Origin of the sequence: Amycolatopsis silviterrae, from assembly GCF_042684085.1 — a bacterium.
GTDB classification, from domain to species: domain Bacteria; phylum Actinomycetota; class Actinomycetes; order Mycobacteriales; family Pseudonocardiaceae; genus Amycolatopsis; species Amycolatopsis silviterrae.
In genome coordinates, this window is record NZ_JBHUKS010000023.1 from 122,106 (window position 1) to 148,957 (window position 26,852).

24 protein-coding genes and 2 tRNA genes are annotated in these 26,852 nt (G+C 68.7%); 17 read left to right on the forward strand and 9 right to left on the reverse strand.

The features are described 5' to 3' along the window. Nucleotides 1-234 precede the first annotated feature (234 nt). From ACFSVL_RS28890 to rpmH, 5 genes are read right to left on the reverse strand one after another with little or no spacing between them, the layout of a single operon-like run. Nucleotides 235-774, reverse strand: coding sequence for a Jag family protein (locus ACFSVL_RS28890; protein ID WP_067578310.1), 540 nt, complete (start codon nt 772-774; stop codon nt 235-237). 28 nt (nt 775-802) lie between these two features. After that, nucleotides 803-1,951: a membrane protein insertase YidC gene (yidC, locus tag ACFSVL_RS28895; RefSeq protein ID WP_378308712.1), complete on the reverse strand. Its 1,149-nt coding sequence runs from the start codon at nt 1,949-1,951 to the stop codon at nt 803-805. A gap of 4 nt (nt 1,952-1,955) precedes the next feature. Continuing rightward, the gene (gene yidD, locus ACFSVL_RS28900) at nt 1,956-2,282 is read right to left on the reverse strand and encodes a membrane protein insertion efficiency factor YidD (RefSeq protein WP_378308713.1); all 327 of its coding nucleotides are present in this window, start codon (nt 2,280-2,282) and stop codon (nt 1,956-1,958) included. 6 nt (nt 2,283-2,288) lie between these two features. Next, a complete protein-coding gene (gene rnpA, locus ACFSVL_RS28905) occupies nt 2,289-2,720 on the reverse strand; it encodes a ribonuclease P protein component (RefSeq protein WP_378308714.1) in 432 nt (143 codons plus the stop codon). A gap of 22 nt (nt 2,721-2,742) precedes the next feature. Next, nucleotides 2,743-2,886 carry a 50S ribosomal protein L34 gene (gene rpmH, locus ACFSVL_RS28910; protein ID WP_116205226.1) on the reverse strand — a complete coding sequence of 48 codons (144 nt, stop codon included), beginning with the start codon at nt 2,884-2,886 and terminating at the stop codon, nt 2,743-2,745. A gap of 600 nt (nt 2,887-3,486) precedes the next feature. On the opposite strand from rpmH, the gene dnaA reads away from it, so the two are divergent. The 13 genes from dnaA to ACFSVL_RS28975 all read left to right on the forward strand — a co-directional run bounded on the left by dnaA (nt 3,487) and on the right by ACFSVL_RS28975 (nt 18,380). Then, nucleotides 3,487-5,166: a chromosomal replication initiator protein DnaA gene (dnaA, locus tag ACFSVL_RS28915; protein ID WP_378308715.1), complete on the forward strand. Its 1,680-nt coding sequence runs from the start codon at nt 3,487-3,489 to the stop codon at nt 5,164-5,166. 909 nt (nt 5,167-6,075) lie between these two features. Beyond that, on the forward strand, nt 6,076-7,209 hold the full coding sequence (gene dnaN / locus ACFSVL_RS28920) for a DNA polymerase III subunit beta (protein WP_037809143.1): 1,134 nt from the start codon (nt 6,076-6,078) through the stop codon (nt 7,207-7,209). Between the two features lie 49 nt (nt 7,210-7,258). Continuing rightward, a complete protein-coding gene (gene gnd / locus ACFSVL_RS28925; RefSeq protein ID WP_378308716.1) occupies nt 7,259-8,149 on the forward strand; it encodes a phosphogluconate dehydrogenase (NAD(+)-dependent, decarboxylating) in 891 nt (296 codons plus the stop codon). Nucleotides 8,150-8,168: 19 nt separating this feature from the next. After that, entirely contained in the window at nt 8,169-9,323 is a 1,155-nt protein-coding gene (gene recF, locus ACFSVL_RS28930) for a DNA replication/repair protein RecF (RefSeq protein WP_378308717.1), read from the forward strand. Nucleotides 9,324-9,432: 109 nt separating this feature from the next. Further along, on the forward strand, nt 9,433-10,068 hold the full coding sequence (locus ACFSVL_RS28935) for a DciA family protein (protein ID WP_378308960.1): 636 nt from the start codon (nt 9,433-9,435) through the stop codon (nt 10,066-10,068). A 197-nt stretch (nt 10,069-10,265) separates the two neighbouring features. After that, on the forward strand, nt 10,266-12,233 hold the full coding sequence (gyrB, locus tag ACFSVL_RS28940; protein ID WP_378308718.1) for a DNA topoisomerase (ATP-hydrolyzing) subunit B: 1,968 nt from the start codon (nt 10,266-10,268) through the stop codon (nt 12,231-12,233). Between the two features lie 50 nt (nt 12,234-12,283). Further along, nucleotides 12,284-14,890, forward strand: coding sequence for a DNA gyrase subunit A (gyrA, locus tag ACFSVL_RS28945; RefSeq protein ID WP_378308719.1), 2,607 nt, complete (start codon nt 12,284-12,286; stop codon nt 14,888-14,890). A 35-nt stretch (nt 14,891-14,925) separates the two neighbouring features. Then, nucleotides 14,926-15,573 (forward strand): DUF3566 domain-containing protein, encoded by a 648-nt coding sequence (locus ACFSVL_RS28950; protein ID WP_378308720.1) that lies wholly within the window; start codon nt 14,926-14,928, stop codon nt 15,571-15,573. Nucleotides 15,574-15,623: 50 nt separating this feature from the next. After that, nucleotides 15,624-15,697: transfer RNA gene (locus ACFSVL_RS28955), tRNA-Ile, on the forward strand. A 91-nt stretch (nt 15,698-15,788) separates the two neighbouring features. Next, the gene (locus tag ACFSVL_RS28960) at nt 15,789-17,186 is read left to right on the forward strand and encodes a hypothetical protein (protein WP_378308721.1); all 1,398 of its coding nucleotides are present in this window, start codon (nt 15,789-15,791) and stop codon (nt 17,184-17,186) included. Beyond that, on the forward strand, nt 17,183-17,953 hold the full coding sequence (locus ACFSVL_RS28965; RefSeq protein ID WP_378308722.1) for a phosphotransferase: 771 nt from the start codon (nt 17,183-17,185) through the stop codon (nt 17,951-17,953). The genes ACFSVL_RS28960 and ACFSVL_RS28965 overlap by 4 nt, the downstream gene beginning before the upstream one ends. Before the next feature lie 154 nt (nt 17,954-18,107). Then, entirely contained in the window at nt 18,108-18,278 is a 171-nt protein-coding gene (locus tag ACFSVL_RS28970; RefSeq protein WP_020663676.1) for a DLW-39 family protein, read from the forward strand. Nucleotides 18,279-18,307: 29 nt separating this feature from the next. Further along, a tRNA-Ala gene (locus ACFSVL_RS28975) sits at nt 18,308-18,380 on the forward strand. 79 nt (nt 18,381-18,459) lie between these two features. Here the strand turns inward: ACFSVL_RS28975 and ACFSVL_RS28980 are convergent. Beyond that, a complete protein-coding gene (locus ACFSVL_RS28980) occupies nt 18,460-19,512 on the reverse strand; it encodes an alpha/beta hydrolase (protein WP_378308723.1) in 1,053 nt (350 codons plus the stop codon). Nucleotides 19,513-19,543: 31 nt separating this feature from the next. After that, nucleotides 19,544-20,851, reverse strand: coding sequence for a cytochrome P450 (locus tag ACFSVL_RS28985; protein ID WP_378308724.1), 1,308 nt, complete (start codon nt 20,849-20,851; stop codon nt 19,544-19,546). Nucleotides 20,852-21,018: 167 nt separating this feature from the next. Between ACFSVL_RS28985 and ACFSVL_RS28990 the strand changes: the two genes are divergently transcribed. From ACFSVL_RS28990 to ACFSVL_RS29000, 3 genes are read left to right on the forward strand one after another with little or no spacing between them, the layout of a single operon-like run. Continuing rightward, nucleotides 21,019-21,834: an SAM-dependent methyltransferase gene (locus tag ACFSVL_RS28990; RefSeq protein ID WP_378308725.1), complete on the forward strand. Its 816-nt coding sequence runs from the start codon at nt 21,019-21,021 to the stop codon at nt 21,832-21,834. Nucleotides 21,835-21,838: 4 nt separating this feature from the next. Then, nucleotides 21,839-23,989 (forward strand): putative bifunctional diguanylate cyclase/phosphodiesterase, encoded by a 2,151-nt coding sequence (locus ACFSVL_RS28995; protein ID WP_378308726.1) that lies wholly within the window; start codon nt 21,839-21,841, stop codon nt 23,987-23,989. A gap of 38 nt (nt 23,990-24,027) precedes the next feature. Further along, nucleotides 24,028-24,657, forward strand: coding sequence for a hypothetical protein (locus tag ACFSVL_RS29000; RefSeq protein ID WP_378308727.1), 630 nt, complete (start codon nt 24,028-24,030; stop codon nt 24,655-24,657). Here the strand turns inward: ACFSVL_RS29000 and ACFSVL_RS29005 are convergent. Next, a complete protein-coding gene (locus ACFSVL_RS29005) occupies nt 24,654-25,094 on the reverse strand; it encodes an ester cyclase (RefSeq protein WP_378308728.1) in 441 nt (146 codons plus the stop codon). The genes ACFSVL_RS29000 and ACFSVL_RS29005 overlap by 4 nt on opposite strands. A 72-nt stretch (nt 25,095-25,166) precedes the next feature. Here ACFSVL_RS29005 and ACFSVL_RS29010 point away from each other — a divergent pair, with 72 nt between their 5' ends. Beyond that, complete coding sequence (locus ACFSVL_RS29010; RefSeq protein WP_378308729.1) at nt 25,167-25,799, forward strand: TetR/AcrR family transcriptional regulator; 633 nt, start codon at nt 25,167-25,169, stop codon at nt 25,797-25,799. On the opposite strand, the gene ACFSVL_RS29015 is transcribed toward ACFSVL_RS29010, so the two are convergent. Beyond that, a complete protein-coding gene (locus ACFSVL_RS29015) occupies nt 25,796-26,842 on the reverse strand; it encodes an ankyrin repeat domain-containing protein (RefSeq protein ID WP_378308730.1) in 1,047 nt (348 codons plus the stop codon). The two genes, ACFSVL_RS29010 and ACFSVL_RS29015, sit on opposite strands and share 4 nt — an antisense overlap. Between the last annotated feature and the right edge of the window lie 10 nt (nt 26,843-26,852).

The following is a 26,852-nucleotide window of genomic DNA, read 5'->3' on the forward strand; positions in this document are numbered from 1 at the left end:
CACCGTACGACGCAGCGATGACCATGCCGACGGCGGAGGAGGCACGAAGGTCACCGTGTCACTCGACGGCTGCCTCGCCGGACCGAACGAGAGCGGCTTCGATCAACTCTTCCGGGCGGCGTCGAGTTGGCACCGGTCGCGCTGGACCGAGTCGTCCGGCAGGCATAAAAGAAGCGGCCCACCGGAATCACTCCGGTGGGCCGCTTCGGCTCAGTGCTCTCCGCGTCCGAGGGCTCAGTCCTCGGGGAAGATCACCACACGGCGCTTCGGGTCTTCGCCCTCGCTCTCGCTCGTGACGCCCTTGACCGTCGCGACCGCGTCGTGGACGACCTTGCGCTCGAACGGGCTCATCGGCTGCAGGCGGACCCGCTCGCCGCTCGACAGCACCGACTCCGCGGTGGACCGGCCGAGTTCGCGGAGCTCCTCCCGGCGGTCCGCGCGCCAGCCGGCGATGTCCAGCATCAGCCGGCTGCGCGAGCCGGTCTCCTGCTGGACCGCGAGGCGGGTCAGCTCCTGCAGTGCTTCGAGCACCGTGCCGCGGGGGCCGACCAGCTTCTCCAAGTCGTCGCCGCCGTCGATGCTGACGATGGCGCGGCCCGCTTCGACGTCCAGATCGATGTCGCCGTCGTAGTCGAGCAGGTCCAGCAGGCGCTCGAGGTAGTCGCCGGCGATGTCGCCCTCTTGCACGAGAGCGTCGTCACCGCCCGCCTTCGGCTCGGCCGGTGCGCTCGTCTCTTCCTGATCGGCGTCGATCGTGTCGACCGTCTCCGACATCTTCAGTCTCCTCTCCGAACCCGAAGCGTCAGCGACGCTTCCGGCCCGACTTCCTGTTCGAGTCCTTGAGGAGCCCGGGCACCCCGGTGCCGTTCTCCTTCGATCCGTTCTGGTTCGACGTCTCCTCGGGCGCGCTCTTCGCCGGTTCGGCCGCCTTCTTCTCCGAGGAAGAGACGCCGCCGGACTTGCCGCCGGACGACGAGGTCTGCGCGAAGCCGTGCGCCGAACCCGCCTTGGTCACCTTGCCCTGCTGACCCTGCTGCTGGTTCTTCTTCTGCTGCACCGGCTTCTGCCCGACCTTCGGCGCGGTCGGCTTCTGGCCCGGCTTCGGGCCGAGCGACGCGCGCTTCTCGGCTGCCTCCTCCTTGCGGGCCGCCTCTTCCTTGTCGATCTTCGTGTAGACGAGGCGCTGCTGCATGAGCGTCCAGCCGTTGTTCGCCAGCCAGTAGAAGAGCAGGCCGAGCGGGAAGAAGGCACCGAACACGAGCACACCGAGCGGGAAGATGTACATGGTGAGCTTGTTCATGATCGCGGTCTGCGCGGTGCCCGCGGCCGACGCGTTCTGCCGGGAGACCGAGTGCCGCGCGGTGAGGTGCGTGGCGATCGAGGCGATGATCATCAGCGGCAGCGCGACGGGGAGGACCTCCCAGTGCCAGCCGCCGTTCGCGACGTTGCCGGCGACGGCGCCGACGCCGTTGTTGACCGCCTCGCCCATGTTGACGCCGAAGAGCTTCGCGCTGACGTAGGAGTGCACGTCCTGCGCGTTGAAGAAGTAGTTCTCGGTCTTGTCCCCGCCTCCGGGCGGCGGCATGGTGAACGCGCGGAGCACGTGGTTCAGGCCGATGAAGACCGGGATCTGAAGGATCATCGGAAGGCAGCTGCCGAGCGGGTTGACGCCGTGCTCGCGCTGGAGCTTCTGCATCTCCTGCGCCTGGCGCTGCCGGTCGTTCGCGTACTTCTTCTGAATCTTCTTCATTTCCGGCGCGAAGTCTTGCATCTTCTTCATCGACCGGACCTGGTTCACGAACGGCTTGAACATGATGCCGCGGACGGTGAACGTCAGGAAGATGATGCCGAGGATCCACGAGATCGCGGTCGCTTCCCCGAACACGAACCCGAAGACCTTGTGCCAACACCACAAGATGAAGGACACGGGGTAGTAGATGAAATCGAGCACTGAGCTACTCCTCGATCGGTGTTTCAGGCGTGCGGTGCCGCCACGAGAACTTCTCGGGCACCGGGTCGCGGCCGGGCGGGGTCCACGGGCCGCAGCGAAGCAGCCGGCGCAGCGCGAGGTAGGAGCCCTTGGCCGCGCCGTGGCGGGTCAGGGCTTCGACTGCGTACGCGCTGCAGCTCGGGTAGAACCGGCAGGCCGGAGGAAGAAAGGGCGAGATCGCCTTGCGGTAGAACCGCACGGGGAGGAGCAGCACCCACGCGACCGGTCCTGGCCGGGGCGGCAACTCATCCTCGGGTGCTTCGGTGGTGCTGTGCTCGGAGGTGGCGTCCATGGCCGTTTACACCGCTGATCCGTGGTCGGGTGCCGAGTCCTGCTGACGCGGCTGCCGGAGAGCATCGACCCCGGCCGGGCGGCCGGACGGCGCGAGACCGAGCCGGCGCAGTGCGGCGTCGAGATCGGCGCCTAGCTCCGCGCTCGACGCGGAAGCCGCCGGAGGCAATGCCCGTACCACCAACGAAGTGCCCGCGGGCAGTGTTCCGAGACGCGCGGAAACGAGATGCCGCAACCGCCGGGTCACCCGGTGGCGCACCACCGAGTTCCCGACGGCCTTGCTCACCACAAAACCCGCCCTGGCCGCGAACGAGGCGGCCACGGACGGGTCCGTGGTCAACGCATGGACGACGAGGCGGCGCCTGCCGGCTCGGGACCCCCGGCGGAGGACGACCCGGAAGTCCTCGCTCCGCCGCAGACGTGCGCCAGCGGGCAGCACGACGCGGTTGCGCGGAGCCGGATCAGGCGGACAGCTCGGCGCGGCCCTTGCGACGGCGCGCCGCGAGGATGCCGCGACCCGCACGGGTCCGCATGCGGAGGCGGAAACCGTGGGTCTTCGCGCGACGACGGTTGTTCGGCTGGAAGGTGCGCTTGCCCTTGCTCACTGCTTCTCCTGTGTCTCGGCCGTCGGGCGACGGCGGATTCCCCGGCGCCCGGCGTGTCGTGCGGGTCGCACGGAAGTTCGTGCTGTCTCCTACCACCGGGTGGCCTCGTCACGACGAGCGACGACATACGTAGGCACGCGAAACGCACCCGTCGCATACGGGAGACCTTACGAGGGTACGCACCCCGGTCGTGAACGCCGCAGGCGCCCCTCCGCCACCCTCGGCGACCGACCGGCGAGACTGCCTCCCGGCACGGCGCGGCACCGAATGGCAACACGCCGTACACCGTGAAATGCTTGCGCAGCACCACGCCTTGTGGCAACGAGCAGGGCTTGTTAGCGTGCCTCTCTCGGCCGCTGGGCAGGACCGATGCGGCCTCGCCGGCGCCGGGGGGTGTGGAGGCGCCCGGGGAGTACGCCGAGCCCGCAGGTGGCGTGGCTGCGGACGGCCGTACATTAGTGCACAGCTGTGGACAACTTTGTGGATATCGCTGTGCCGTCGCGCGGGTGAGTCCGGACCGCGTGCTCGAGGCGAGCTTTCCAGGACGTGCTCGGGGTGGTCCGAGGCGTGCGCGCCGACGAGGGGAGGGGAGTCAGACCGGTGTCGGAGCACCAGCACAATCTGGGCGTCATCTGGGAGCAGGTGGTGCGGGAGCTGTCCGACGGCACCCTCTCCCCGCAGCAACGAGCCTGGATGCGGGTGACCCGGCCGATCGGCCTCCTCGACGGCACCGCGCTGCTCGCCGCGCCGAGCGACTTCGCGAAGGAAGCCATCGAACGCGCGCTGCGCACCTCGATCACCGAAGCGCTGTCCCGGCGGCTCGGCCGTCCGGTGTCGCTCGCGGTGAAGGTCGACAGCACCGAACCGGTCGCGCCGGCCCCCCGCTATGCGGCGTCACCCGCCCGGGTGGAAAACGATGTCCCGCGCCCGGAGCCGGTCGCGCCCGCGAGCCCGCACACCGAGAACGGCCAGTCCGACCACGCGCGGCCGAAGCCCAAGCCGATGCCGCCGCCGCGACGGCCGCAGGTCGAAGCGGCCGGGCTGCCGCCAGCGCGCGTCGACCCGCCGCCGCCCCCTCCGCAGCAGCAGCCGCTGCCGCCAGTTCTGGACGAGGCGGAAGACCCGGACGAAGAAGTCGACGAAGAGGGCGAAGCGTTGGCCACCGCCAATGAGATCTGGCCCCGGTTCGCCGGACAGCCGATCGCGGGGCAGCCGTACACCGCGCCCGCGCAGCCGCAGACGTCGAAGACGAAGCTGAACGAGAAGTACAACTTCGACACCTTCGTCATCGGCGCGTCCAACCGCTTCGCGCACGCCGCCGCGGTCGCCGTGGCCGAGGCGCCCGCCCGCGCGTACAACCCGCTGTTCATCTGGGGCGAGTCCGGGCTCGGCAAGACGCACCTGCTGCACGCGGTCGGGCACTACGCGCAACGGCTGTTCCCCGGCATGCGCGTGCGGTACGTCTCGACCGAAGAGTTCACGAACGACTTCATCAACTCGCTGCGCGACGACCGCAAGGTCGCCTTCCAGCGGCGCTACCGCGACATCGACATCCTGCTCGTGGACGACATCCAGTTCCTGGAGGGCAAGGAAGGCACCCAGGAGGAGTTCTTCCACACCTTCAACACGCTGCACAACGCGAACAAGCAGATCGTGGTCAGCTCCGACCGGCCGCCCAAGCGGCTGGAGACGCTGGAGGACCGGCTGCGGACGCGGTTCGAATGGGGCCTGATCACCGACATCCAGCCGCCGGAGCTGGAGACCCGGATCGCGATCCTCCGGAAGAAGGCGGCGCAGGACCGGCTGGCGGTGCCCGGCGAGGTGCTGGAGTTCATCGCGTCGCGGGTCGAGGCGAACATCCGCGAGCTGGAGGGCGCGCTGATCCGCGTCACCGCGTTCGCGTCGCTGAACCAGCAGCCGGTGGAAGTCGGGCTCGCCGAGATCGTGCTGCGCGACCTGATCCCGGATTCGCACACGCCGGAGATCACCGCGCCGACCATCATGGGCGTCACGGCCGAGTTCTTCGACGTGACGCTCGACGAGCTGTGCGGCCCCGGCAAGACGAAGGCGCTCGCCACGGCCCGCCAGATCGCCATGTACCTCTGCCGCGAGCTGACCGAGATGTCGCTGCCGAAGATCGGGCAGACGTTCGGCGGCCGCGACCACACGACGGTCATGCACGCGGACAAGAAGATCCGCAAGGAGATGGCCGAGCGCCGGCGGATTTACGACCAGGTGCAGGAGCTGACGTCGCGGATCAAGCAGCGCGCGCGTCAGTAGCTGACTGCTGCTTTTGGACACTCGCTTGTAGACAGTCCTCTTTCGACGCGAAGGGCACCACGGACTCCCGTGGTGCCCTTTTTGGTGCCATGACTGGCTTCTCCCGCGTACGCAGCTGAAGCGTGCGTACGAAGCGGCGTACGGGCGAAGCACGCGTACGCATCCACAGACGTCCACAGCCTGTGTACACAGAATTTCTCAAACTCATTGATACACAAGGGGTTTTCCCCAGGGTGTGGGCAGTTTGCCCACAGTGCCAACAGATCTCAGAGCTGCGGCGACCCGGATTTGATCCACATCCCGCCCACACCGAATCCACAGGTTGTCCCCAGGGTTGTCCACGCGGATTCCCCAGGTTGCCCACAGGTCATCCACAGCTGTGGTTCGTCACTCAGGAGGGCGATCCCGGCCGCTCCGGCTACCCCCAGAGCCTGGGTACAACTCGGCCCGAACCTGGGGACAACCCTGGGGACAACTAGGGCCAACTGTGGATGAATCCGGGACGGGCCGAAACCATCCACGGATCGGCCAAACCATCCACCGATCCGCCACCAGGGCTGCCCACAGGCCGCCGCACGCTACGACCAGCGGCAACGAGCGCTGTCCACACAATCCACAGCCCCTATTACTGCTACTGGTTTTTCATCTCTTCTAAGAAAGAACAGAACAAAAACAGGCGGAGGACGAAACTGGGGACAACCCGAGATTCGTGTCGTCTTGTCGACAAAGTGAAGGGGAGGCCGAGGTGACGGCACCCCCGGCGACGGCCTAACGTGGATGTCTGCAGCTGGTCCGTTCCCAGGCGGGGCGGACCGGACCGGCGGGGACCCGGTCGCGCGCGGTGCTCACGACTGGTGCCCGGCGACCCCTTCACGAGCCGAGGGGCTCGGCTGTCGAAAGGAAGCGCGCATGAAGATCCGCGTCGAGCGCGACGGGCTCGCCGACGCCGTCGCGTGGGTGGCCAGAAGCCTCCCCTCCCGGCCTCCGGTGCCGGTACTGGGCGGGGTCCTCCTCGACGCGGGCGCGGACGGGGAGTCCGACGCGCTCACGGTCTCCGGCTTCGACTACGAGGTCTCGGCCACGGTCGGCGTGCCCGCGACCATCGCCGACGGCGGGCGGCTGCTGGTCTCCGGCAGGCTGCTGGCCGACATCACCAAGGCGCTGCCCGCGCAGCCGGTGGAGATCTCCGTCGACGGCGCCCGCGCCACCATCACGTGCGGCAGCGCCCGGTTCAGCCTCCCGACGATGCCGGTCGAGGACTATCCGCAGCTGCCGTCCCAGCCCGCGCACGCGGGCGAGCTCACCGGCGACGTCTTCGGCCAGGCGGTCACCCAGGTCGCCACCGCGGCGGGCAAGGACGACACGCTCCCCATGCTCACCGGCATGCGGCTGGAGATCTCCGGCGAGACGCTCACCCTCGTCGCCACCGACCGGTTCCGGCTCGCCATGCGCGAGTTCACCTGGAAGCCTGCCGAGGGGCTGTCCGACGCCGCGGTCCTCGTCCCGGCGCGCACGCTCGCCGAGGCCGCCAAGACGCTCGGCGGCGCGGGCACCACAGTGCAGCTCGCGCTCGCTTCCGGCGACGGCCTGCTCGGCCTGTCCGGCGCGGGCCGCTACACGACCACCCGGCTGCTCGACGCCGAGTTCCCGCCGTACCGCCAGCTGCTGCCCGCGAACCACACCTCGCGCGCGGTCATCGAGGTCAGCGCGCTCACCGAGTCGATCAAGCGCGTGTCGCTGGTCGCCGAGCGCGGCACCCAGGTACGGCTCGAGTTCGGCGACGGCTCCCTGCGGCTGTCCGCGGGCGGCGACGACGAGGGCAGCGCCGAAGAGGAACTGCAGGTCGATTACGAGGGCGAACCGGTCACCATCGCGTTCAACCCCGGCTACCTCGTCGACGGGCTCGGCGCGCTGCACAGCGACCGGGCCGAGCTGACCTTCACCACGCCCAACCGGCCGGCGCTGATCAAGCCCGCCGACGCCGAGGGCAATGTCGTCCCCGGATATCTCTACCTGCTCATGCCGGTCCGGCTGCCGGGCTGAGCGCCGCGCGTCCAACCGAGGAAAACCGATCCAATCCAAAGGGGATCTCATGGTTCAGCTGGGTCTCGTCGGCCTGGGCAAGATGGGCTTCAACATGCGCGAGCGGCTGCGCGCCGCCGGGCACGAGGTGGTCGGCTACGACCGCAACCAGGACGTCAGCGACTCCGCGTCGCTGGAGGACCTGGTCGCCAAGCTGAACGGCCCCCGGATCGTGTGGATCATGGTCCCGGCCGGGGAGCCGACCCGGCAGACCGTCACCGAACTCGGGCAGCTGCTGTCCGAGGGCGACCTGGTGATCGACGGCGGGAACTCGAAGTTCACCGACGACAAGCTGAACGCTGAGCTGCTCGCCTCGCACGGCGTCGGCTACCTCGACTGCGGCGTCTCCGGCGGCGTGTGGGGCAAGGACAACGGCTACGGCCTGATGGTCGGCGGCGCGGCGTCGGACGTCCAGCGCGCGATGCCGATCTTCGACGCGCTGCGTCCGGAGGGTCCGCGCGAGGAAGGCTTCTCGCACGCGGGCTCGGTCGGTGCCGGGCACTACGCGAAGATGATCCACAACGGCATCGAGTACGGCATCATGCAGGCCTACGCCGAGGGCTTCGAACTGCTCGAAGCGGCGAAGGTCGTCGACGACGTGCCCGCCGTGATCAAGGGCTGGCAGCGCGGCACCGTGGTCCGGTCCTGGCTGCTGGACCTGCTGGTGCGCGCGCTGGACGAGGACCCGGAGCTGGACGACCTCGAAGGCTACGTCGAGGACTCCGGCGAGGGCCGCTGGACGCTGGAGGAAGCGGTCAACAACGCGGTTCCGGCACCGGTGCTGTCGGCCGCGCTGTTCGCCCGGTTCTCCTCCCGGCAGAAGGATTCCGCCGCGATGCGCGCGGTCGCCGCGCTGCGCAACCAGTTCGGCGGCCACGCGGTGAAGAAGGCCGGGAGCTAGTCTCCCGCGGTCCCCGCCCGTGTATCTGCGACATCTCCAGGTCACCGACTTCCGGTCCTGGCCGCAAGCCGACCTCGCCCTCGAACCGGGGCCGGTCGTGCTGGTCGGCCAGAACGGCCGGGGGAAGACGAACCTGCTCGAAGCGGTCGGCTACGTGGCGACCCTCGGTTCGCACCGGGTCGCCACGGACCTGCCGCTCATCCGGCACGGCTGCGAGCGCGCGCTCGTGCGGGTCGCGGTCGTCAACGACGATCGCGAGCTGACGGTCGAACTCGAAATCACGCCCGGCCGGGCCAACCGTGCCCGGGTAAACCGTGGTGCGGTCGGCAAGCCGCGTGACGTGCTGGGCATTCTGCGTACGGTGCTGTTCTCTCCGGAGGACCTCGCGCTCGTGCGCGGGGACCCGAGTGAGCGCCGTCGGTTCATGGACGAGCTGCTGGTGCTTCGCGCACCTCGGTTCGCTGGCGTGCGCTCGGACTACGAGAAGGTGCTGAAGCAGCGCAACGCACTTCTTAAGACAGCGGGCAAACGCCGTACGGGTCGCGAAGACCCGTACGCACTGTCGACGCTCGACGTGTGGGACGACCATCTCTCAGTGGCTGGCGCGCAGTTGCTGGCGGCACGGTTGAACCTCATCGCGGACCTCGCGCCGTACACGGCCGACGCTTATATGGGAGTCGCGCCGGACTCCCGGCCGGCGAAGATCGCGTACAAGTCTTCGCTCGGCGAAGCGCTTCCGCCGTCGTATGGCGTGCCTGGCGGAGAGCGTGCGGAGACAGAGGTACTGCGCGAACTGTTGCTGAAGGCGTTGGCTGATACACGGCGGCAGGAACTGGAGCGAGGCATCAGTCTCGTCGGCCCGCATCGGGACGAGCTGGAGCTGATCCTCGGCGAAGCGCCGGCGAAGGGGTACGCGAGCCACGGCGAGTCGTGGTCGTTCGCGCTGGCTCTTCGGCTCGGAAGTTACGAACTTCTGCGTGCCGAAGCGGGCGAACCGGTACTTCTGTTGGACGATGTGTTCGCCGAACTCGACCGCAAGCGCCGGGCCCGGCTAGCCGAGGTCTCCGCGAGCGCCGAGCAGGTGCTCATCACCGCGGCGGTGGCCGAGGACGTCCCCGCGGAGCTGGCCGGTGCCAGGTTCACGGTGGCCGACGGGGAGGTGAACCGTGCCTGAACAGCCACAACGACCACGCGGGGTGACCGGGGTCACGCAGTTTGCCCACCGATCTGGGGACAAACCTGTGGACAGTGTGGATAAACCCGGAGCCGCGTTATCGCCGCGCGTGACGAACCGGCCGGATGGCGGTCTTGACACCTCGAAAGCGGGAGACGCTTCCGGGAATCCCGCGCGTGGCGCGACGGAGCGTGACAGTTCCACTGGGCCGAACGAGACGGGCGCTGGGGACACTCCGAGCGGCCGCGACCTCGCGCACGCCGCGCTCGAAGCGGCGAAGGCGAAAGCCCGTGAACGCGGTGCCCCGCCGAACCTCCGCCGCGGCCGGATCACCGGGGGCGGCGGGCAGAATCGGGCACGTCGCCGCTGGTCAGGGCCGGGTTCCGACCCGCGCGACCCGCAGCCGCTCGGCAGGCTCGTGTCGCGGCTGATCTCCGACAGCGGCTGGCAGGACACGATGACCAACGCGCGCGTGTTCGGGCAGTGGGCCCGGCTCGTGGGCGAGGACGTCGCCGAACACGCCCAGCCGGTGGCGCTGAAAGACGGCGAACTGACCGTCCGCGCGAGTTCCACCGCGTGGGCTACGCAGCTGCGGTTGCTGCAGGGGAAATTGCTCGCGAAGATCGCCGCGGGCGTCGGCAACGGCGTCGTGAAGCGGATGCGGATCCAGGGTCCGACCGCTCCGAGCTGGCGGAAAGGACCCCGGCACGTCCCCGGCCGCGGACCGCGTGACACGTACGGCTGACGGGGGTTGCGGTCGGGCGGGTCATTGCCCCGAGAACCGGGTCACGCCGGTTCGGATACGACCTGACTCGCCTGAGGGTGATTTCGTGCCTCTCCGACAGACTGAGAGGTGTCCTTGCCGCATGTGAGCGCGCGCGGGCAAGTACACTGTTGTAGTAGCGGGCGTCCGCTCGGGCGAGACGAGGAGAAACAACGCCGGTGACCGAGAACAAGAGCGAGTACAACGCGTCGTCCATCACCGTGCTCGAAGGCCTCGAAGCGGTTCGCAAGCGCCCCGGCATGTACATCGGTTCCACCGGTGAGCGCGGTCTCCACCACCTGGTCCAGGAGGTGGTGGACAACTCCGTGGACGAGGCGATGGCGGGTTACGCCACCAGGGTCGAGGTTACTCTCCTCGCCGACGGCGGGGTACGGGTAGTCGACGACGGCCGCGGCATCCCGGTCGACATGCACCCCAAGGAACAGAAGCCGACCCTCGAGGTCGTCCTCACCATCCTGCACGCGGGCGGCAAGTTCGACAGCGACTCCTACGCGGTGTCCGGCGGCCTGCACGGCGTCGGCGTCTCGGTGGTGAACGCGCTGTCCACGAAGCTGCTCGCCGAGATCAAGGTCGGCGGCCGCAGCTGGCGCCAGGAGTACACGAACCAGGTCCCCGGTCCGCTGGAGGACCTCGGCCCGGCCACCGACACCGGCACCACCATCACGTTCTGGGCCGACGGCGGCATCTTCGAGACCACCACCTACAACTTCGAGACCATCTCGCGCCGGCTGCAGGAGATGGCGTTCCTGAACAAGGGCCTCACCCTGTCGCTGCGCGACGAGCGCGTCGCCGACGAGGAGACCGAAGAGGACGCCGCGGGCAAGCAGGCCAGGGTCAAGGAAGTCGTCTACTGCTACCCGGGCGGGCTCGAGGACTTCGTCAAGCACATCAACGGCAGCAAGGACCCGATCCACGAGAGCGTCATCTCCTTCGACGCCAAGGGCTCCGGCCTCGAGGTCGAGGTCGCGATGCAGTGGAACACCGGGTTCACGCCGTCGGTGTACACCTTCGCCAACACGATCAACACGCACGAGGGCGGCACGCACGAAGAGGGCTTCCGCGCCGCGCTCACCCGCGTGGTCAACGCGTACGCGCGCGACAAGAAACTGCTCAAGGAGAAGGACGCGAACCTGACCGGCGACGACGTGCGCGAGGGTCTCGCCGCGATCGTGTCGATCAAGCTGTCCGAACCGCAGTTCGAGGGCCAGACGAAGACCAAGCTTGGCAACAGCGAGGCCAAGACGTTCGTGCAGCAGCAGTCGAACGAATGGCTCGGCGACTGGTTCGAGCGCAACCCGAGCGAAGCCAAGACGATCATCAACAAGTCGATCTCGTCGGCGCAGGCCCGGCTCGCCGCCCGCAAGGCGCGCGACCTGGTGCGGCGCAAGGGCGCGCTGGAGATCGGCGGGCTTCCCGGCAAGCTCAAGGACTGCCGTTCGAACGACCCCGGCGAGTGCGAGCTGTACATCGTGGAGGGCGACTCGGCGGGCGGTTCGGCCAAGGAAGGCCGCGACTCGATGTACCAGGCGATCCTGCCGATCCGCGGCAAGATCATCAACGTCGAGAAGGCCCGTATCGACCGTGTCCTCAAGAACACCGAGGTCCAGTCGCTGATCACCGCGCTCGGCACCGGCATCCACGACGATTTCGACATCTCGAAGCTGCGGTATCACAAGATCGTGCTGATGGCCGACGCCGACGTCGACGGCCAGCACATCACCACGCTGCTGCTCACCCTGCTGTTCCGGTTCATGACGCCGCTGATCGAGCACGGCCACGTGTTCCTCTCGCGGCCGCCGCTGTACAAGATCAAGTGGCCGCGGCAGGAGCCCGAATACGCGTACTCGGACAAGGAACGCGACGCGGTCATCCAGGCCGGCGTCGAGTCGGGCCGCCGTCTTCCGAAGGACGACGCGATCCAGCGGTACAAGGGTCTCGGCGAGATGAACGCCGAGGAGCTGTGGGAGACCACGATGGACCCGGCGAACCGGCTGCTCGGGCAGGTCACTCTCGACGACGCCGCCCAGGCCGACGAACTGTTCTCCGTGCTGATGGGCGAGGACGTGGAAGCCCGCCGCTCGTTCATCACGCGCAACGCCAAGGACGTGCGCTTCCTGGACGTGTAGGCGTCCCCTGCTAATCCGCTTCCCCAGGACTGCTCACCGAGAAGGACCTCATGACGGAAACCTTGCCGCCGGAACACGACCGGATCGAACCGGTCGACATCCAGCACGAGATGCAGCGTTCCTACATCGACTACGCGATGAGCGTCATCGTGTCGCGCGCGCTGCCGGACGTGCGCGACGGCCTCAAGCCGGTGGCCCGCCGGATCCTGTACTCGATGTTCGACTCCGGGTTCCGCCCGGATCGCGGGTACAACAAATGCTCCCGCGTCGTCGGCGACGTCATGGGCAACTACCACCCGCACGGCGACTCGGCGATCTACGACGCGCTCGTGCGGCTCGCCCAGCCGTGGTCGCTGCGCTACCCGCTGATCGACGGACAGGGCAACTTCGGCTCGGCGGGCAACGACCCCGCCGCCGCCATGCGGTACACCGAGTCGCGCCTCGCGCCGCTGGCGATGCAGATGCTGGCGGACATCGAAGAAGAAACCGTCGACTTTTCCGACAACTACGACGGCCGCACGCAGGAACCGGACGTGCTGCCGTCGCGGTTCCCGAACCTGCTGGTCAACGGCGGTTCCGGGATCGCGGTCGGGATGGCGACGAACATCCCGCCGCACAACCTGCGCGAGGTGTCCGACGGCGTCGTGTGGGCGCTGGAGAACCCCGAGGCGACCGACGACGAGCTGCTCGCCGCGCTGCTGGTGCGGATCAAGGGGCCGGACTTCCCGACCAAGGCGATGATCCTCGGCACCTCCGGCATCGAGGACGCCTACCGCACCGGTCGCGGGTCGATCCGGATGCGCGCGGTGGTCGAGGTCGAGGAGGACGCGAAGGGCCGCACCATCCTGGTCGTGTCCGAGCTGCCGTACCAGGTCAACCCCGACAACCTGGTGGAGAACATCGCGCACCTGGTCCGCGACGGCAAGATCACCGGGATCTCCGACATCGCCGACGAGTCCAACAGCCGCTCCGGCATGCGGATCGTCGTCACGATCAAACGCGACGCGGTGGCGAAGGTGGTGCTGAACAACCTGTTCAAGCACACCCAGCTGCAGCAGAACTTCGGCGTCAACATGCTGGCGCTGGTCGACGGCGTGCCGCGCACGCTGCGGATCGACCAGATCATCCGGCACTACGTGAAGCACCAGGTCGACGTGATCGTGCGGCGGACCCGGTACCGGCTGCGCAAGGCCGAGGAACGGGCCCACATCCTGCGCGGCCTGGTCAAGGCGCTCGACATGCTGGACGAGGTGATCGCCCTGATCCGGCGGTCGCCCTCGGCCGACGAGGCCCGGCCGGGCCTGATGGAGCTGCTCGAGATCGACGAGATCCAGGCCACCGCGATCCTGGACATGCAGCTGCGCCGGCTGGCCGCTCTGGAGCGGCAGCGGATCATCGACACCCTCGCCGAGATCGAGCTGGAGATCGCCGACCTCAAGGACATCCTCGCGAAGCCCGAGCGGCAGCGGTCGATCATCCGCGACGAGCTGATGGAGATCGTCGACAAGTACGGCGACGACCGGCGCACGCAGATCATCCCGTTCGACGGCGACGTGTCGGTCGAGGACCTGATCGCGCAGGAAGACGTCGTCGTCACCATCACCCGCACGGGCTACGCCAAGCGGACGAAAACCGATCTGTACCGGTCGCAGAAGCGCGGCGGCAAGGGCGTGCAGGGCGCGACGCTGAAGCAGGACGACATCGTCCAGCACTTCTTCGTGTGCTCCACGCACGACTGGATCCTGTTCTTCACGAACAAGGGCCGGGTGTACCGGGCGAAGGCCTACGACCTGCCCGAGGCCAACCGCAACGCGCGCGGCCAGCACGTGGCGAACCTGCTCGCGTTCCAGCCGGACGAGCAGATCGCCCAGGTCATCGAGATCCCGAACTACGAGGTCGCGCCGTATCTGGTGCTCGCCACGCAGCGCGGCCTGGTGAAGAAGACGAAGCTCACCGACTTCGACTCCAACCGCGCGGGCGGGCTCATCGCGATCAACCTGCGCGAGGGCGACGAGCTGGTCGGCGCGGTGCTGGCCGCGGCCGACGACGACCTGCTGCTGGTGTCCGCGGGCGGCCAGTCGATCCGCTTCCACGCCACCGACGAGGCGCTGCGCCCGATGGGCCGCCCGACCTCGGGCGTGCTGGGCATGCGGTTCAACGACGGGGACGAGCTGCTCGGCATCAGCGTGGTCAAACCGGACAAGTTCCTGCTGGTCGCCACGGACGGCGCGTATGCGAAGCGGACGCCGATCGAGGACTATCCGGTACAGGGCCGCGGCGGCAAGGGCGTGCTCACCATTCAGCACGACAGCAAACGTGGCAGGCTGGTGGGGGCACTCATCGTCGACGAGGACGACGAGCTGTTCGCCATCACGTCCAGCGGCGGGGTCATCCGCACGCCGGCGCGGGACGTGCGCAAGGCGGGCAGGCAGACCAAGGGCGTTCGGCTGATGAACCTGGGTGACGGAACCACTCTTCTCGCGGTCGCACGCAACGCGGACGAGGGTTCGGACGTCGCCAATGGTGGCGAGGACTCCGCCGACGACGCCTCGGACGTTTCCGAGGTCACCGAGGTCGCGGAGACGGTCACCGAGGAAGAGACCGGTGCTTCGCCAGAGGAGCCCACAGCAGAAGACGGCACGGCGCCGGAGCAGTGATCGGCGCCCCACGCACGGGTAAGGACTGACTCAACGTGGCACCATCCGACAAGGCCGACGACGCGTCGGCCAACCCGCCCTGGCAGCGCACCGCCAAGGACGGCGGCGGCGACTCCGATGCCATGGCTACGGCGCGGATCGCGACTGAGGACGTGCCCACCGCGGCTCCGGAACCGGCGCCCGCCGAGAACGACTACCCGGTGACCGGCTCGGCGGCGCCCCGTCTCTTCGGAGGCGAGGCACCGCCGGCGGCCGACGTGCCGCCGGCAGGCCGCACCCGGCCGACGCCGAGCGCGCTGCGCCGTCCCGGCCGCGGCCCGCGGCGGGCCAGCCTGCAGATCAAGCGGTTCGACCCGTGGTCGGTGCTGAAGCTGGCACTGGTGCTCGGCGTCGCGATGTTCTTCGTGTGGCTGGTCGCGGTCGGCGTGCTGTACACCGTGCTCGACGGCATGGGTGTGTGGGACAAGCTGAACGGCACGTACTCGTCCCTGGTCGGCGGCGAGGGCGCGAACGCGTCCCCGGAACCGCTGATCAGCGCCGGGCGCGTGTTCGGCATCGCGGCCATCCTCGGCGCGATCAACATCGTGCTGGTGTCCGCGCTGGCCACGGTGAGCGCGTTCATTTACAACGTGTCGGCGGACCTCGCGGGCGGGCTGGAAGTCACGCTGTCCGAACGGGAGTAACCCGGTTGCACGGGCGGATGAGGGGTCCGGTAAAGTACTCCTCGTTCGACGGGCCCATAGCTCAGGCGGTTAGAGCGCTTCGCTGATAACGAAGAGGTCCCAGGTTCAAGTCCTGGTGGGCCCACATTTCCGGAAGGCCGGTTCGCAGACTCTGCGGACCGGCCTTCCGGTATTTCAGGTGACTGACCGGTGGTGCGGTCGCCAGAATCAACCGCATGCAGACTGCGGCGGAGATCCGTCATCACCTGAAGCGCGGCGCGGTCGCGGCGCGGCGGGATGACCAAGCTGTCCTGGCCGAGACGGCGGACTGGCTTGCCTCGGCGACCGCTCGCGAGCTGCTGCGGATCGACTACTACGCCCGCCAGTTCCGCTATGAGGAGCCGGCGTTGGGGTCGGCGAAGGACTGGTGGCTGAAGGACGCGGTGCCGTTCGTGGCGGCGTTGGCTTCGATGCACCAGGACGGCTACCTGCGGGAGCGGGCGGTTCGTGAGCTGTGCGGCTCGACGGGCGCGGTGAGCGATCGGGCGTTGGCGGTTCGGGTCAGCGACCGCGTCGAGGTCGTCCGCGAGCTGGCTGAGCGAGAGGTGCTGCGGCGTACGGCGTTGGCGCAGGCTGAGCAGATTGTGCCGGTGCTGCAACGGATCGTGGGGCGCGGCTGGGGTTCGAAGGTGCTCGGGCGGTATCTGGGTGCGCTGGTTGCGGCGCACGACGAGGCGTCGGTGTGGGCGTGCTTGCGTGACTCCGGCGACCTGGACGTGCGGCGGTCCGCGTTCCGGCGCAGCTTAGAGTCTGGCTTGCTCAGGGTGTCGGATGCGGTCCGGCTGCTGTTTCGGGAACGGGACCAGCTTGTCCGGCGGCAGTTGATCCGGGTGATCGCCGAGGGGGCGACGCCGGACGTGATCGCCGAGTCGTTGCTTCGCGGGCGGTCCGCGGAGAGCCGGGTGCTGGGGTTGGTGAAGCTGACCGCGGCGCAGCTGGATCCGGTTGACGTGGAACGGCTTTTGGTCGATCGGTCGGTGCTGGTGCGCGCGTGGGCTCGGCGGCGCTGGCAGGAGATGGGTCGGGATGCGGTTGCGGTTTATGCCGCGGTCGCGCGTTCTGCTGCCGGGTCGGTGGTGCGGGCTCGCGCGTACGCCGGGCTCGTGGAGAGCGGGACCGAGCTTGACCGTGCGGAGATTATCGAGCTTGCCCAGAGCGCGGACTTGCCGTTGAAGAAGACCGGGTTGTCGTTGCTTCGCGGGAAGGCGGTCGCTGCCGAGACGTCGTGGCTGCTGCGGGAAATGACCAGCGATGAGCCGCGGGTAGCCCGGTTGGCGGGGGAAGTGCTCACCAGCAGTCCGCAGCTGTGGTCGGCGGCGGATTTGGCTGCGCTGAAGGGTTCCGCGGATTCCGTGCTCCGGCGTCGGGGGTGGTGGCTGCACCGCAGTCTTGGCGGATGGGAGGCGGTCATTGCTGACCTGGAGTTGCCGGAGGCTTGGGATCAGCTGGTGCTGCCGATGTACGTCCTGCCGACGGACGCGCAGTGGCAACGGATCTCGGACCTGCTTGGCGCGCTTTCCCTTGGCAGTAAACAGGTTTCGGAGATCGAGTTCGCTGCTGGGCGTTCGGTATGAGCGTCGTCGAGCTGGGCGAGGGTTGGGACAGCGTCGCGACGCTGGTCGACGGGCGGTGGGTCGAGCGGCGGCCTAAACGGGACGAGGTGGGTGCGTGGTTGCTGCGGGAGACGCGGGTGTTGCCGTGGCTGGCCCCGCAGCTGCCGTTGACGGTTCCGATTCCGTTGGTATGGCGGGAAAATCCGTTGGTGGTGCGGCATGAACTCGTGCCGGGGGAGCCGGGCGAACTGACCGCTGTGGACGGTCGAATGCTCGGTCGGTTCCTCCGCGCGTTGCACAGTGCTGATGTGGCCAAGGCGCGTGAACTCGGTGCCGAGCCCGAAGTGCTGGCGCTGGATGCGGTCCTGCCGTTGCTCGGCCCGCTTGCCGAGCGGGGCCGGGCGCTGCTGGCGGAAGTCCGGGATTATCCAGCGGACACCGTCATCCATGCCGATCTTGGGCCGGAGCATCTCCTTAAGGAGGACGGCCAGGTGAGCGGGGTGATCGACTGGTCCGACGTGTCGATCGGCGATCCGGCGCGGGACCTGGCTTGGCTGCTGTTCGGGACCTCGGCGGAGTGTGTCGCGGCGTTCTCGGCGGAGTACGAGGTGACGGCGGACCTGCGCCGTCGGGCGTGGGCGTGGAATCAGCTGGGCCCGTGGTACGAGGTGACGTACGGGTTGGAGAACGGCAGGCCTGACCTGGTCGAATCCGGTCTCGCCGGCACCCGTGCGCGGCTGGCGGAGACAAGTCAGCCCTGCCGGGAAGAGAAGGACCGGCAGGGCTGAGCGTTGCGTGGCCGCGGAGGCCGTCGGTTTCAACGGACCGAGCACTCCGGATATTCCGTGCGGTGTTCCACGTGGAACGAGAACCGCCGGACCGGCCGTGCGGCGGGTCCGGTAGCATCGTGGGGTAGCGCAAGCACTCAGAAGGGGGCTTCAGGTGAAGAAGCTGTTGGCACTCGCGGTCGTCGCGGGCGGCGTCCTGTTCGTCGTCAAGCGGAACAAGGCGGCCAAGGCCGAGGCTGACCTGTGGCGGGAAGCCACCACGCCTGCCGCCCCGTCGGCGAACGGCAGCGCGCCGGCCAAGGCCGCGGACGCGTCGCGCAACTGACGCACACTTGGCGGACCTCGGTCCGCACCGGGCCTGTAGCTCAATTGGTAGAGCACCGCCTTTGCAAGGCGGGGGTCAGGGGTTCGATTCCCCTCAGGTCCACCTGCTTGGGGACGTGACAAAGGCCAGGTCAGCGGCATATCGCCGGACCTGGCCTTCGTCGTCTCAGATCCTTCCTGCGCTACTGGCCGACCATTTCGTTCGTCCAACTGGTCACGGCGTTGTGCAGCAGCGGAGCGTTGGGCGCGTAGTTGATCGAGTGTCCGTAGCCGGGCACCACGAATGTGCGCAGCCTCGCCTCGGGCGAGTAGTAGGCCGCCTCACCTTGGCGCAGGTTTTCCGCGCTGGAGCAGTCGCTGGCCAGCGGGCCGCAGAACACGTTGTCCTTCTCGCCCATGGCCACCAGCACCGGCGCGTTGATCCGCCTGCTGTAGGGCAGCACCAAACCGATCAGGACGGCGTCCACGATCTCCCCGGGCGCGATCAGGTCTTTGTTCGCCTCGTCGACGTCGATGACCTGCTGGTCGAAGGGCCCCGGGTTGTGGAAGGCGGAGTACCGCATGCCTTTCAGCGTGGTCAGGTATCCCGCGTCCAGTCCGGCGAGCTTGGCTGCCTGCCCGTCCAGCACCGCCGGGCTCAGCGCGGCCACCGTGGGCAGCACCGTCAGCGCGGCGACTCGGTGGGTGAAGCCGGTGACCACCACGCCGTCCACGTCGCGGAAGGTGGCTGCCTCGATGATCGTGGTGGCCGATCCGAGCGAGTGCCCGACGAGGACGATCTTGTCGAATTTGGGGCCCAGCAAGCCCTTTCGCATCGCCTGGATGGCGTGGTGCACCGCGTTGGCCTGGGTGCTCGAGGTCATCAGCTGGCTCGGCGGCTTGGAACTGCGTCCCGAACCGACCCGGTCGATCGCCAGGGTGGCGTATCCGGCGTTGTTCACCGCCTTGCGGAACGATTGGGTGTCCGGCAGGCCGGGCGGGTCGTAGTAGGTCGAGTTGTAGGTGCCGCCGGGCACCAGCACCTGCAGGGTGCGGCTGCCGCCCGGCGGGACGCACAGCCTGCCGTACATGGTCTGGTCGTTGAGCCCGAGCAGCGGCACGTCCACCAGCGACACGGGGATGTTCAGGTCCTGGCAGACCGCTTCGGCGGCGGATGCCGGTGCTGGGGCAAGCACCGTACCGGCGCACAGCAGAGCGGCCGCGGCGGCGGTGGCGCGGCGCAGAAGTTGACGCACGAAGACTCCGTATTCCGTTGTGAGAGAACGACTAATCCCGCGGGCGCACCGTCATCGGCATGCCCCGCGGGTAGGCGATCGTGGTGTACCGCACCCGGACCGGGCCGGCGGGTTCGAGGCGCCATCGCGCGAAGATCGTGGCCAGTCCGATGGCCACCTCGGCTCGGGCGAACAGGTGGCCGACGCATTGCCGGATCCCGTTGCCGAACGGGATGAACACGCCCGGCGGCAGCGACCGCACCCGGGCGGTGGCCCAGCGGTCCGGGTCGAAGACGTCCGGGTGATCCCAGTAGCGGGGGTCGGTGTGCATCGCGAGCGGGCTGAACATCACCTCGTCGCCGGGCCGCAGCGCTACCGGGCCGAGGTCGATCTCCTGCTCGGCCCGGCGCATCAGGATCCACAGCGCGTACTTCCGGAGCACCTCGCTGACCACCTGCCTGGTGTAGACCAATGCGGGCAGGTCGTCGAAGCTCACCGGGCGTCCGCCCAGCACCTGGTCCAGCTCGGCCTGAACCCGTTCGGCCATGGCGGGGTTGCGGCCCAGTTCGTGACAGGCCCAGGCCAGCATCAGCGCGGTGGTCTCGGTGCCGGCGGTGAGCAGCGTCATCACCTCGTCGTGCACCTGCTCCCGGGTCATCCGCTCCCCGGTCTCGGCGTCTCTGGCCAACAGCAGCGTGGACAGCAGGTCACCGCAGTCGGTGTCGGCGTCGCGGCTCGCCATCAGGTCCCGCACCACGGCCTTCATCCGCACGATGGCCTGGTCGAAGCGCCGGTTGAACGGCAGCTTCTCCGCGAAGCCCGGGGAGAGCACTCGGTACATGCCCAGCTGAATGATCAGCGGGATCGAGCGCCGGGCCTCGCGGATCGCCTCTTCGCCCAGTTCGCTGCCGAACAGTGCCTCGCCCACGTTGGTCATCGCCAGCGCCTGCATGTCCGCGTCGATCTGCCGCACCTCGCCCGGCTGCCAGGACTCGGCCAGCGCGGTGGTCGCCCGGACCCAGCCCTCGGCGTAGCGGCGCAGATGCCGTTGGTCGAAGGCGGGCAGCATCAGCTTGCGCTGCCTGCGATGGAAGGGCCCGTCGGACAGGGCGAGGCCGTTGCCCGCGTACGGGCGGAATTTGCGGAACATGATTCCGCTGCCGAAGCTCGATCCATTCGTCACCAGCACGCGGTGAATAATTTCCGGATTCGTGAGGAAATAGGTGTGGAGCGGGCCTAAAAGCACCTTGACCACATCGCCGTGCTCCCGCAATCCGGCGGTGAACGGGGCGGGACGGCGGACCAGCGCGAGTGTGTGTCCCAGCAACGGCCACCGCCCGGGGGCCACCCGGACGGTCACGAGAACTCCTTGGCATGGAAGGGAATTTCGGAAGGCAGCTACCTTACGGGCCATTCAGCCGGATCGGTAGCGCCCGAATGGGTCGAACCTGCCCCCGATTGATGTATTAAGTTATCGCCATCCGAGGTGGGTATGCTGTTCGGGCTCCCCAACCGACGAGGTGCGCGATGGCGGCTACACGGGACTGGGTCCCGGCCGGAGTAGACACGAGTTCACCGAATGTCGCCCGGATTTACGACTATTGGCTCGGTGGCAACCACAATTTCGAGACGGATCGTTCCACCGCGGACCGCCTTGAGCAGACCCTGCCCTGGATCCGGCAGTCGGTCCGGCTCAACCGCGCCTTCCTCGGCCGCGCGGTGCGGTACATGCTCGCGCAAGGCATCCGCCAGTTCCTCGATTTGGGCGCGGGCATCCCCACCGTGGGCAACGTGCACGAGATCGCCCAGCGGGAGGTGCCCGAGGCCCGGGTGGTTTACGTCGACAAGGACGCGGTGGCGATCGCGCACAGCGAGCTGCTGCTGGCGGGCAACGACCGCACCGCGGTGCTGCACACGGACGTGCGGGACGTGGCCGGGGTGCTGAACAGCTCGGAGGTCCGGCGGCTGATCGACTTCTCCGAGCCGGTCGGCCTGCTGTGCATGCTGCTGCTGCACTGGATCCCGGACGGCGACGACCCGGCCGGTCTGGTGCGCGCCTACCAGGAACCCCTTGCCCCAGGCAGCCTGATGGCCTTCACCCACATCAACTCCGACGCGCACCAGGAGTCGTTCGCCGTGGCCAGCGACCAGATGGCGCGGCGGCGCGGCGACGTGCCTTACCCCCGTTCCCACGACCAGGTCCTCGGCCTGCTCGGGAACCTGGCACTGGACGAGCCGGGCCTCGTGGGCTGTGGCAGCTGGCGGCCGGCCGGGCCCACCGACATCGCCGAGGACCCGTCGTGGAACGAGCTGATCTACGCAGGTGTGGCGCGGAAGTCCTGAACCCATGACCGACCCTGGCAGACACCCGATCCCGGAACCGTCCGAAGACGGGCACCGCGCACGCGGCCTGCTCGCGCGCAAGTGGGCCTACTTGCTGGGCGGGATCGGCTACGTGCCGCTGGCGCACGCCACCTTCGAGGCCGAGCTGGCCGCACTGGTGGACGACCTGTGCGCCGAGGTGCACGAGAGCCAAGGCCGCACCGGTTCGCTGAAGGCCGCGGGTGCCCGGCTGGTCGAGCTGAACTGCACGGGCGGGCAGGCGCTCACCGTCACCATGGACGTGCTTGGCAAGGGTTTGCTCACGCTGCCCGAGTTCCAGCCCGCCGAAGAGTTCGCCGAACGAGTGGTGGGAGTGCTCGGCGCACTGGCTGCGAGCGTGGTGGCGGCCGCGCAGGGAGCCACCCTCGCCCAACAGGAGAGCCTGAAACTGTCCTTGCTCAAAGCCGTGCGGGACGCCAAGTACGAGCTGCGGACCGCACAGGCGCGGTTCGACGAAGTCGCCACGTCCTCGGCCAGCGGCATCCTGGTCACTGACCTGGACGGCAAGCTGGTGACCGTGAACGCCGCGGCGGGCGTCATGCTCGGGCACGCCCCGGACGAGCTGACCGGGCGCGACCTGTTCGAACTGGTACATCCCGACTACGCACCGGTGCTGCGGGAGGACTACCGCTCGCTGCTGGCCGGCAAGGCCGAGCGGCTCAAGCAGTCCCAGCGGTTGCTGGACCGCGACGGCGAGCCGGTGTCAGTGTCGTTGACCGCCTCGCTGCTGCGCGGGGCCGGCGATGGGCCCAGCCACTTCGTCACCGTGGTCGAGGACGGCACCGAACTGTTCCTGCTGCAGAACGAGCTGAGCCGGCAGGCGCTGCACGACGTGCTCACCGGCTTGCCCAACCGGCAATGCTTCAGCACGCGGATGGAAGCCGCGCTGGGCAGGGCCGATCCGGAGCTGGGCGTGACGCTCCTGCGGCTGGAGCTGGACGCCTTCGCGGTGGTGCGCAACGGTCTCGGCGAGCGCGCTGCCGAACAGCTGCTGATCACCGTGGCGCAACGGCTGAAGTCCGTGCTGGCCACGGAAAAGGCCATCCTCTCCCGGTTCGGCGACGCGGAGTTCGCGGTGCTGGTGGAGAACACGCCGGACACCCCGGACCCGGAGCACTTGGTGCACGCGCTGCGCGAGGAACTGGCCGAACCGACCTATGTGGACGGACACGGGCTGGCTCTGTCGGTCAGCATCGGCGTGGTCAACCGGGTCGCCAAGGGCAGCGAGGCCGCCGACCTGCTGCGCGAGTCCCACCAGGCATTGAGCCGGGCCAAGGCCAACGGGCACGGGCAGTGGGAGCTGTCCCGTCCCGAGCAGACCCGGCAGCACCGCGAAACTGACGCGCTGGCCGCGGTCATGCCCGGCGCTTTCGAGCGCGGGGACGTGCAGGCGTGGTACCGGCCGCTGGTGCGGCTGGCCGACAGCGCGGTGCACGGGGTGGAGGTGCTGCTCAGCTGGGACGCGCCCGGTGCGGGCGTGCTGTCCGACCAGCGCTGCCGCCGGCTGGCCGAGACCACCGGGCTGATGCTGCCGCTGGGCGAATGGCTGCTGCGGACCGGCTGCCAGCAGGTGAGCTGGTGGCGGCAACGGATGGACCGTGACCTGCGACTGCTGGTCAGCCTGAGCCCGCACCAGGCGGCCGACACGGACCTGCTTGCCCGGGTGGCTGGAGTGCTGGAGGAGACGCGGTTCCCGGCCGAGCGGCTGCTGGTCGAGCTGCCGATGCTGGCGCTGGCCGCCGACCTCGGGGAGGCGAGGGGCAACCTGCGGGCGCTGGCCGGCCTCGGTGTGCGGACGGTGATCAGCGCCCGCGGGATTGGCGACGGCGTGCTGTCCGCGGTGGCCGAACTGCCGGTGTACGGCGTGCGGCTGGACTGCGGGCTGCTCGACGAGGTCGCGCCGGACTCGCCGGTGGTCGACCTGCTGCGGGAGCTGCCCGGCTTGGCTCGCCGGGCCGGCGCGGAGGTGGTCGTGGACAGCCTGGCCAACGCCGGGCACGCCCAGTTCTGGCGGGCCGCCGGGGCTGAGCTGGCGCTGGGCGACCATTGCGGGGCGCCCAGCCGTCCGGACAAGCTGGCCGCCGCTTTCGGTGCTCCCGGCCGGCGGACGCCCTGACTTGACTTCATCCTCCCTTGAAGTTTCACCCTGGATTCATGACTGTTAACCAGGTTGTGCGGCCGGATTTCGCACGTACGGACGTCGATGCGGTGCTGGTCGCGGAGACCGGCCTTGGTTCGGCGGAAGTGCTTGTGCGGCTGGAAAACGAGCCATGGCCCGTGGGGCTGGTCTCGTTCTCTGTGCTGGCCAGTACCGATGGCGAGGCGTCGCTGGTCTACACCCAGTGGGCGGCGGGAGCGGCCGACGCCGAGCTGGTTCGCCGGGTGGCTGGGGGTGAGCCGGTCGAGTATCGGTTGTACCGCAGCGGAAAACGGGGGAATGCGGCGATTCCGGGGTGTGTCGTGGTGGTGAGCGTCGAGTTCGACGGCGCCGACGCGCAGCGGCAGCGGCGGTGGGTCGACACCGTGTTCGGGGCGATGGCCAGTGAGGACAAGCCGGTTCCTGGCGGGATTTCCGGGCACTTCCATGTCAGCACCGACGGGACGCGGGTGCTCAACTACGCGGAGTGGGCGGACGAGCAGTCGCATCGTGACGCGTTGGCGGCGTCTGGCCGGGGGACGGTCGGGGTGTCCGATGAATGGCAGAAGGTGCAGGAGTTTCCGGGAGTGCGGGACAGCGGGTTCCGGCGGTACCGGATGGTGCGCAGCCTGTCCCGGACTGCTTAGCCGCCTTGCGGGGCGAAGGCGGCGGGGTCGGGTGCGGGAAGGGTGCCGAGCTGGATGCGCGTGCCGAGTTCGTCTCGGACGCCCCAGTGCTCGGCGAGCAGGGGGCCTTCGGTACGGAAGATGTGCACCGTGGTCATCCGGTACGGCTTGCCGTCGGCACCCTGGCCGTGGATCGCGTCGACTCCGATTCCGGCCGCGGTCGCGCGGATGACGACGCGGTCGTCCGTGTCGAAGACGTCTTCGAGGGTGTATCTGATGTTCAGCACGTGGTGCACGAAGGTGAGGATCTGCCGGTAGCCCGCCGGCCCGGGCGGCAGCGGGAACGGCGATCCGTGGTCGACGAAGTCCTGGGTGACCAGCGCGTCCAAGACGGCCAGCTCTCCCGTGTTGATCGCGTCGAAGACGGCAAGGGCGGCGGTGCGTGCGGGGTTGTTCACGGCTACGCTCCTCTCGGAGGTTGGCTGGAAGTCGAATCCAGTGGAATTTGAATCTAACGGATTGGGAGCGTCGTGGCAAGGCAGTACAGCGCCCCGCAGCGGGAGGAGAAGGCGCAGGCCACGCGCGCGCACATCGTGCGGACGGCGCGTGCCCTGCTGCTGGACGGCGGCGGCTATGCGGGCATGACGATCACCGGGCTCGCCAAGACGGCCGGGGTTAGCCCGCAGACGGTGTACAACTCCGTCGGCGGAAAGGCCGAGGTCATCAAGGCGGTGTACGACGTCCTGCTCGCCGGCGACGAGGAACAGACGCCGATGAGCGAGCGTCCCGAGTTCCGCCGGGTGGCCGACGCGGTCGATGTGCCGTCCTATGCGGCCGCGTACGCCGCGTGGAGCCGGACGATCTACGACCGGGTCGGTCCGCTGCTCGGGGTGCTGGTCGCGCACGGACCCGGCGGCGATCCGGTGCTGGAGGCCTTCGTGGCGACCATCGACACCGAACGCCGGAGGGGCAATACGCACAGCCTGCGCGGGATCGCCGAACGCGGGCAACTGGCGTCGCGCGATTTCGACGAGGCGGTTGATGCGGTGTGGACCCTGACCGCGCCCGAAGTGTACGACCGGCTTGTCCAGCGGTGCGGGTGGAAACCGGCGGCGTATGAACGGTGGCTGGCCAAGCAGTTAGCCGCGGTGCTGTCTGGCTAGCGGTCGTATTTGGGCGGAGCCAACGGAAGAGGGGTCGGGTTGAGGCGGACCCAGGTGACGGCGAGTTCGGAGAGCCGCTCCAGCTCGTCGTCGCCGTTGCCGGAGCGAATGCGCTTGGCGAGGAGCTGTGCTTCCGGAAGTTCGGGCAGCGGAGTGCCGGACGCGAAGTAGCCGGGGAGCGCGTCGGTCATCGTGCGGAAGCTGCGATCCCAGTTCACGCTGCCGTTGTCGAGAATCTCGCGAGCGATCTTTCCGGACAGTCGGAGCACTTCTCCCTGCACGGTTTCCGCCGCGCCGGAGGACGGTACGAGCAGGTCCCACAGCTGTTCGTGCTGCTTCTGCCAGGGGCCGTCGGGGACGGTGATCAGGGAGGTGCCGTCGTGCATCTGCCGCCGTGGGATCGGCTCGACGTCGAACAGGCGGTACAGCTCGCTCAGCCCGGCGTCGGCCTCGTCGCGGTAGCCGGGATTGAAGTTTGTGCGGTGGAACTCGAAGCTGGTGCCGATCCGGCGTACCTGCTCTCGCGCCTTGTCGGGCACGGTCGCGCCGGCGTCGAGGAGGAGGGCGGCAGTTTCGGCCATGCCGGCGATCCCGATGTTCGCGGTCTGCTGTAGCCCGGACAGCAACGGAGTGTCGCCGCCGTTCGTGGCGTGGACGTTCGCGCCGTTTTCGATCAGGACGCGCACCGTTGTCGGCTGCTGGTTGCTGGCTGCGCCGTGCAATGGGGTGCCGCCGAAGCGGCGTGGTCGTTCGAGGTCAGCGCCGAGGGAAAGCAGCAGCGGGATTTGCGCGGCGTCGCCTCGCGCGGCTCTTGTCCACAGTGGAGTCTCGCCGTACTCGTCGGTGGCGTCCACGTCGAGGCCCTGGCCGACTAGCCAGACGATGAGGTCGTCCGGGCAGTCGAGGTAACCGATCGCCGTGTGCTTGCTGTAGCCACCGCGCGCGTCGAGTTCGGTGCGGTTGAAGACGGCTTGGAGTTCGGCCAGCGAGGCGGACGTCAGCATCTCGCCGAAGTTCTTCGGCAGCGTCTTTCGCTTGCGCATCGCGTTCAGC

Bases quoted from the DNA above. Each gene is read 5' to 3' on its own strand.
- ACFSVL_RS28890 (WP_067578310.1), bottom strand. From the start codon at position 774: ATGTCGGAGACGGTCGACACGATCGACGCCGATCAGGAAGAGACGAGC.
- yidD (WP_378308713.1), bottom strand. From the start codon at position 2,282: ATGGACGCCACCTCCGAGCACAGCACCACCGAAGCACCCGAGGATGAG.
- dnaN (WP_037809143.1), top strand. From the start codon at position 6,076: ATGAAGATCCGCGTCGAGCGCGACGGGCTCGCCGACGCCGTCGCGTGG.
- gnd (WP_378308716.1), top strand. From the start codon at position 7,259: ATGGTTCAGCTGGGTCTCGTCGGCCTGGGCAAGATGGGCTTCAACATG.
- gyrA (WP_378308719.1), top strand. From the start codon at position 12,284: ATGACGGAAACCTTGCCGCCGGAACACGACCGGATCGAACCGGTCGAC.
- ACFSVL_RS28960 (WP_378308721.1), top strand. From the start codon at position 15,789: ATGCAGACTGCGGCGGAGATCCGTCATCACCTGAAGCGCGGCGCGGTC.
- ACFSVL_RS28965 (WP_378308722.1), top strand. From the start codon at position 17,183: ATGAGCGTCGTCGAGCTGGGCGAGGGTTGGGACAGCGTCGCGACGCTG.
- ACFSVL_RS28990 (WP_378308725.1), top strand. From the start codon at position 21,019: ATGGCGGCTACACGGGACTGGGTCCCGGCCGGAGTAGACACGAGTTCA.
- ACFSVL_RS28995 (WP_378308726.1), top strand. From the start codon at position 21,839: ATGACCGACCCTGGCAGACACCCGATCCCGGAACCGTCCGAAGACGGG.
- ACFSVL_RS29000 (WP_378308727.1), top strand. From the start codon at position 24,028: ATGACTGTTAACCAGGTTGTGCGGCCGGATTTCGCACGTACGGACGTC.
- ACFSVL_RS29015 (WP_378308730.1), bottom strand. From the start codon at position 26,842: ATGCGCAAGCGAAAGACGCTGCCGAAGAACTTCGGCGAGATGCTGACG.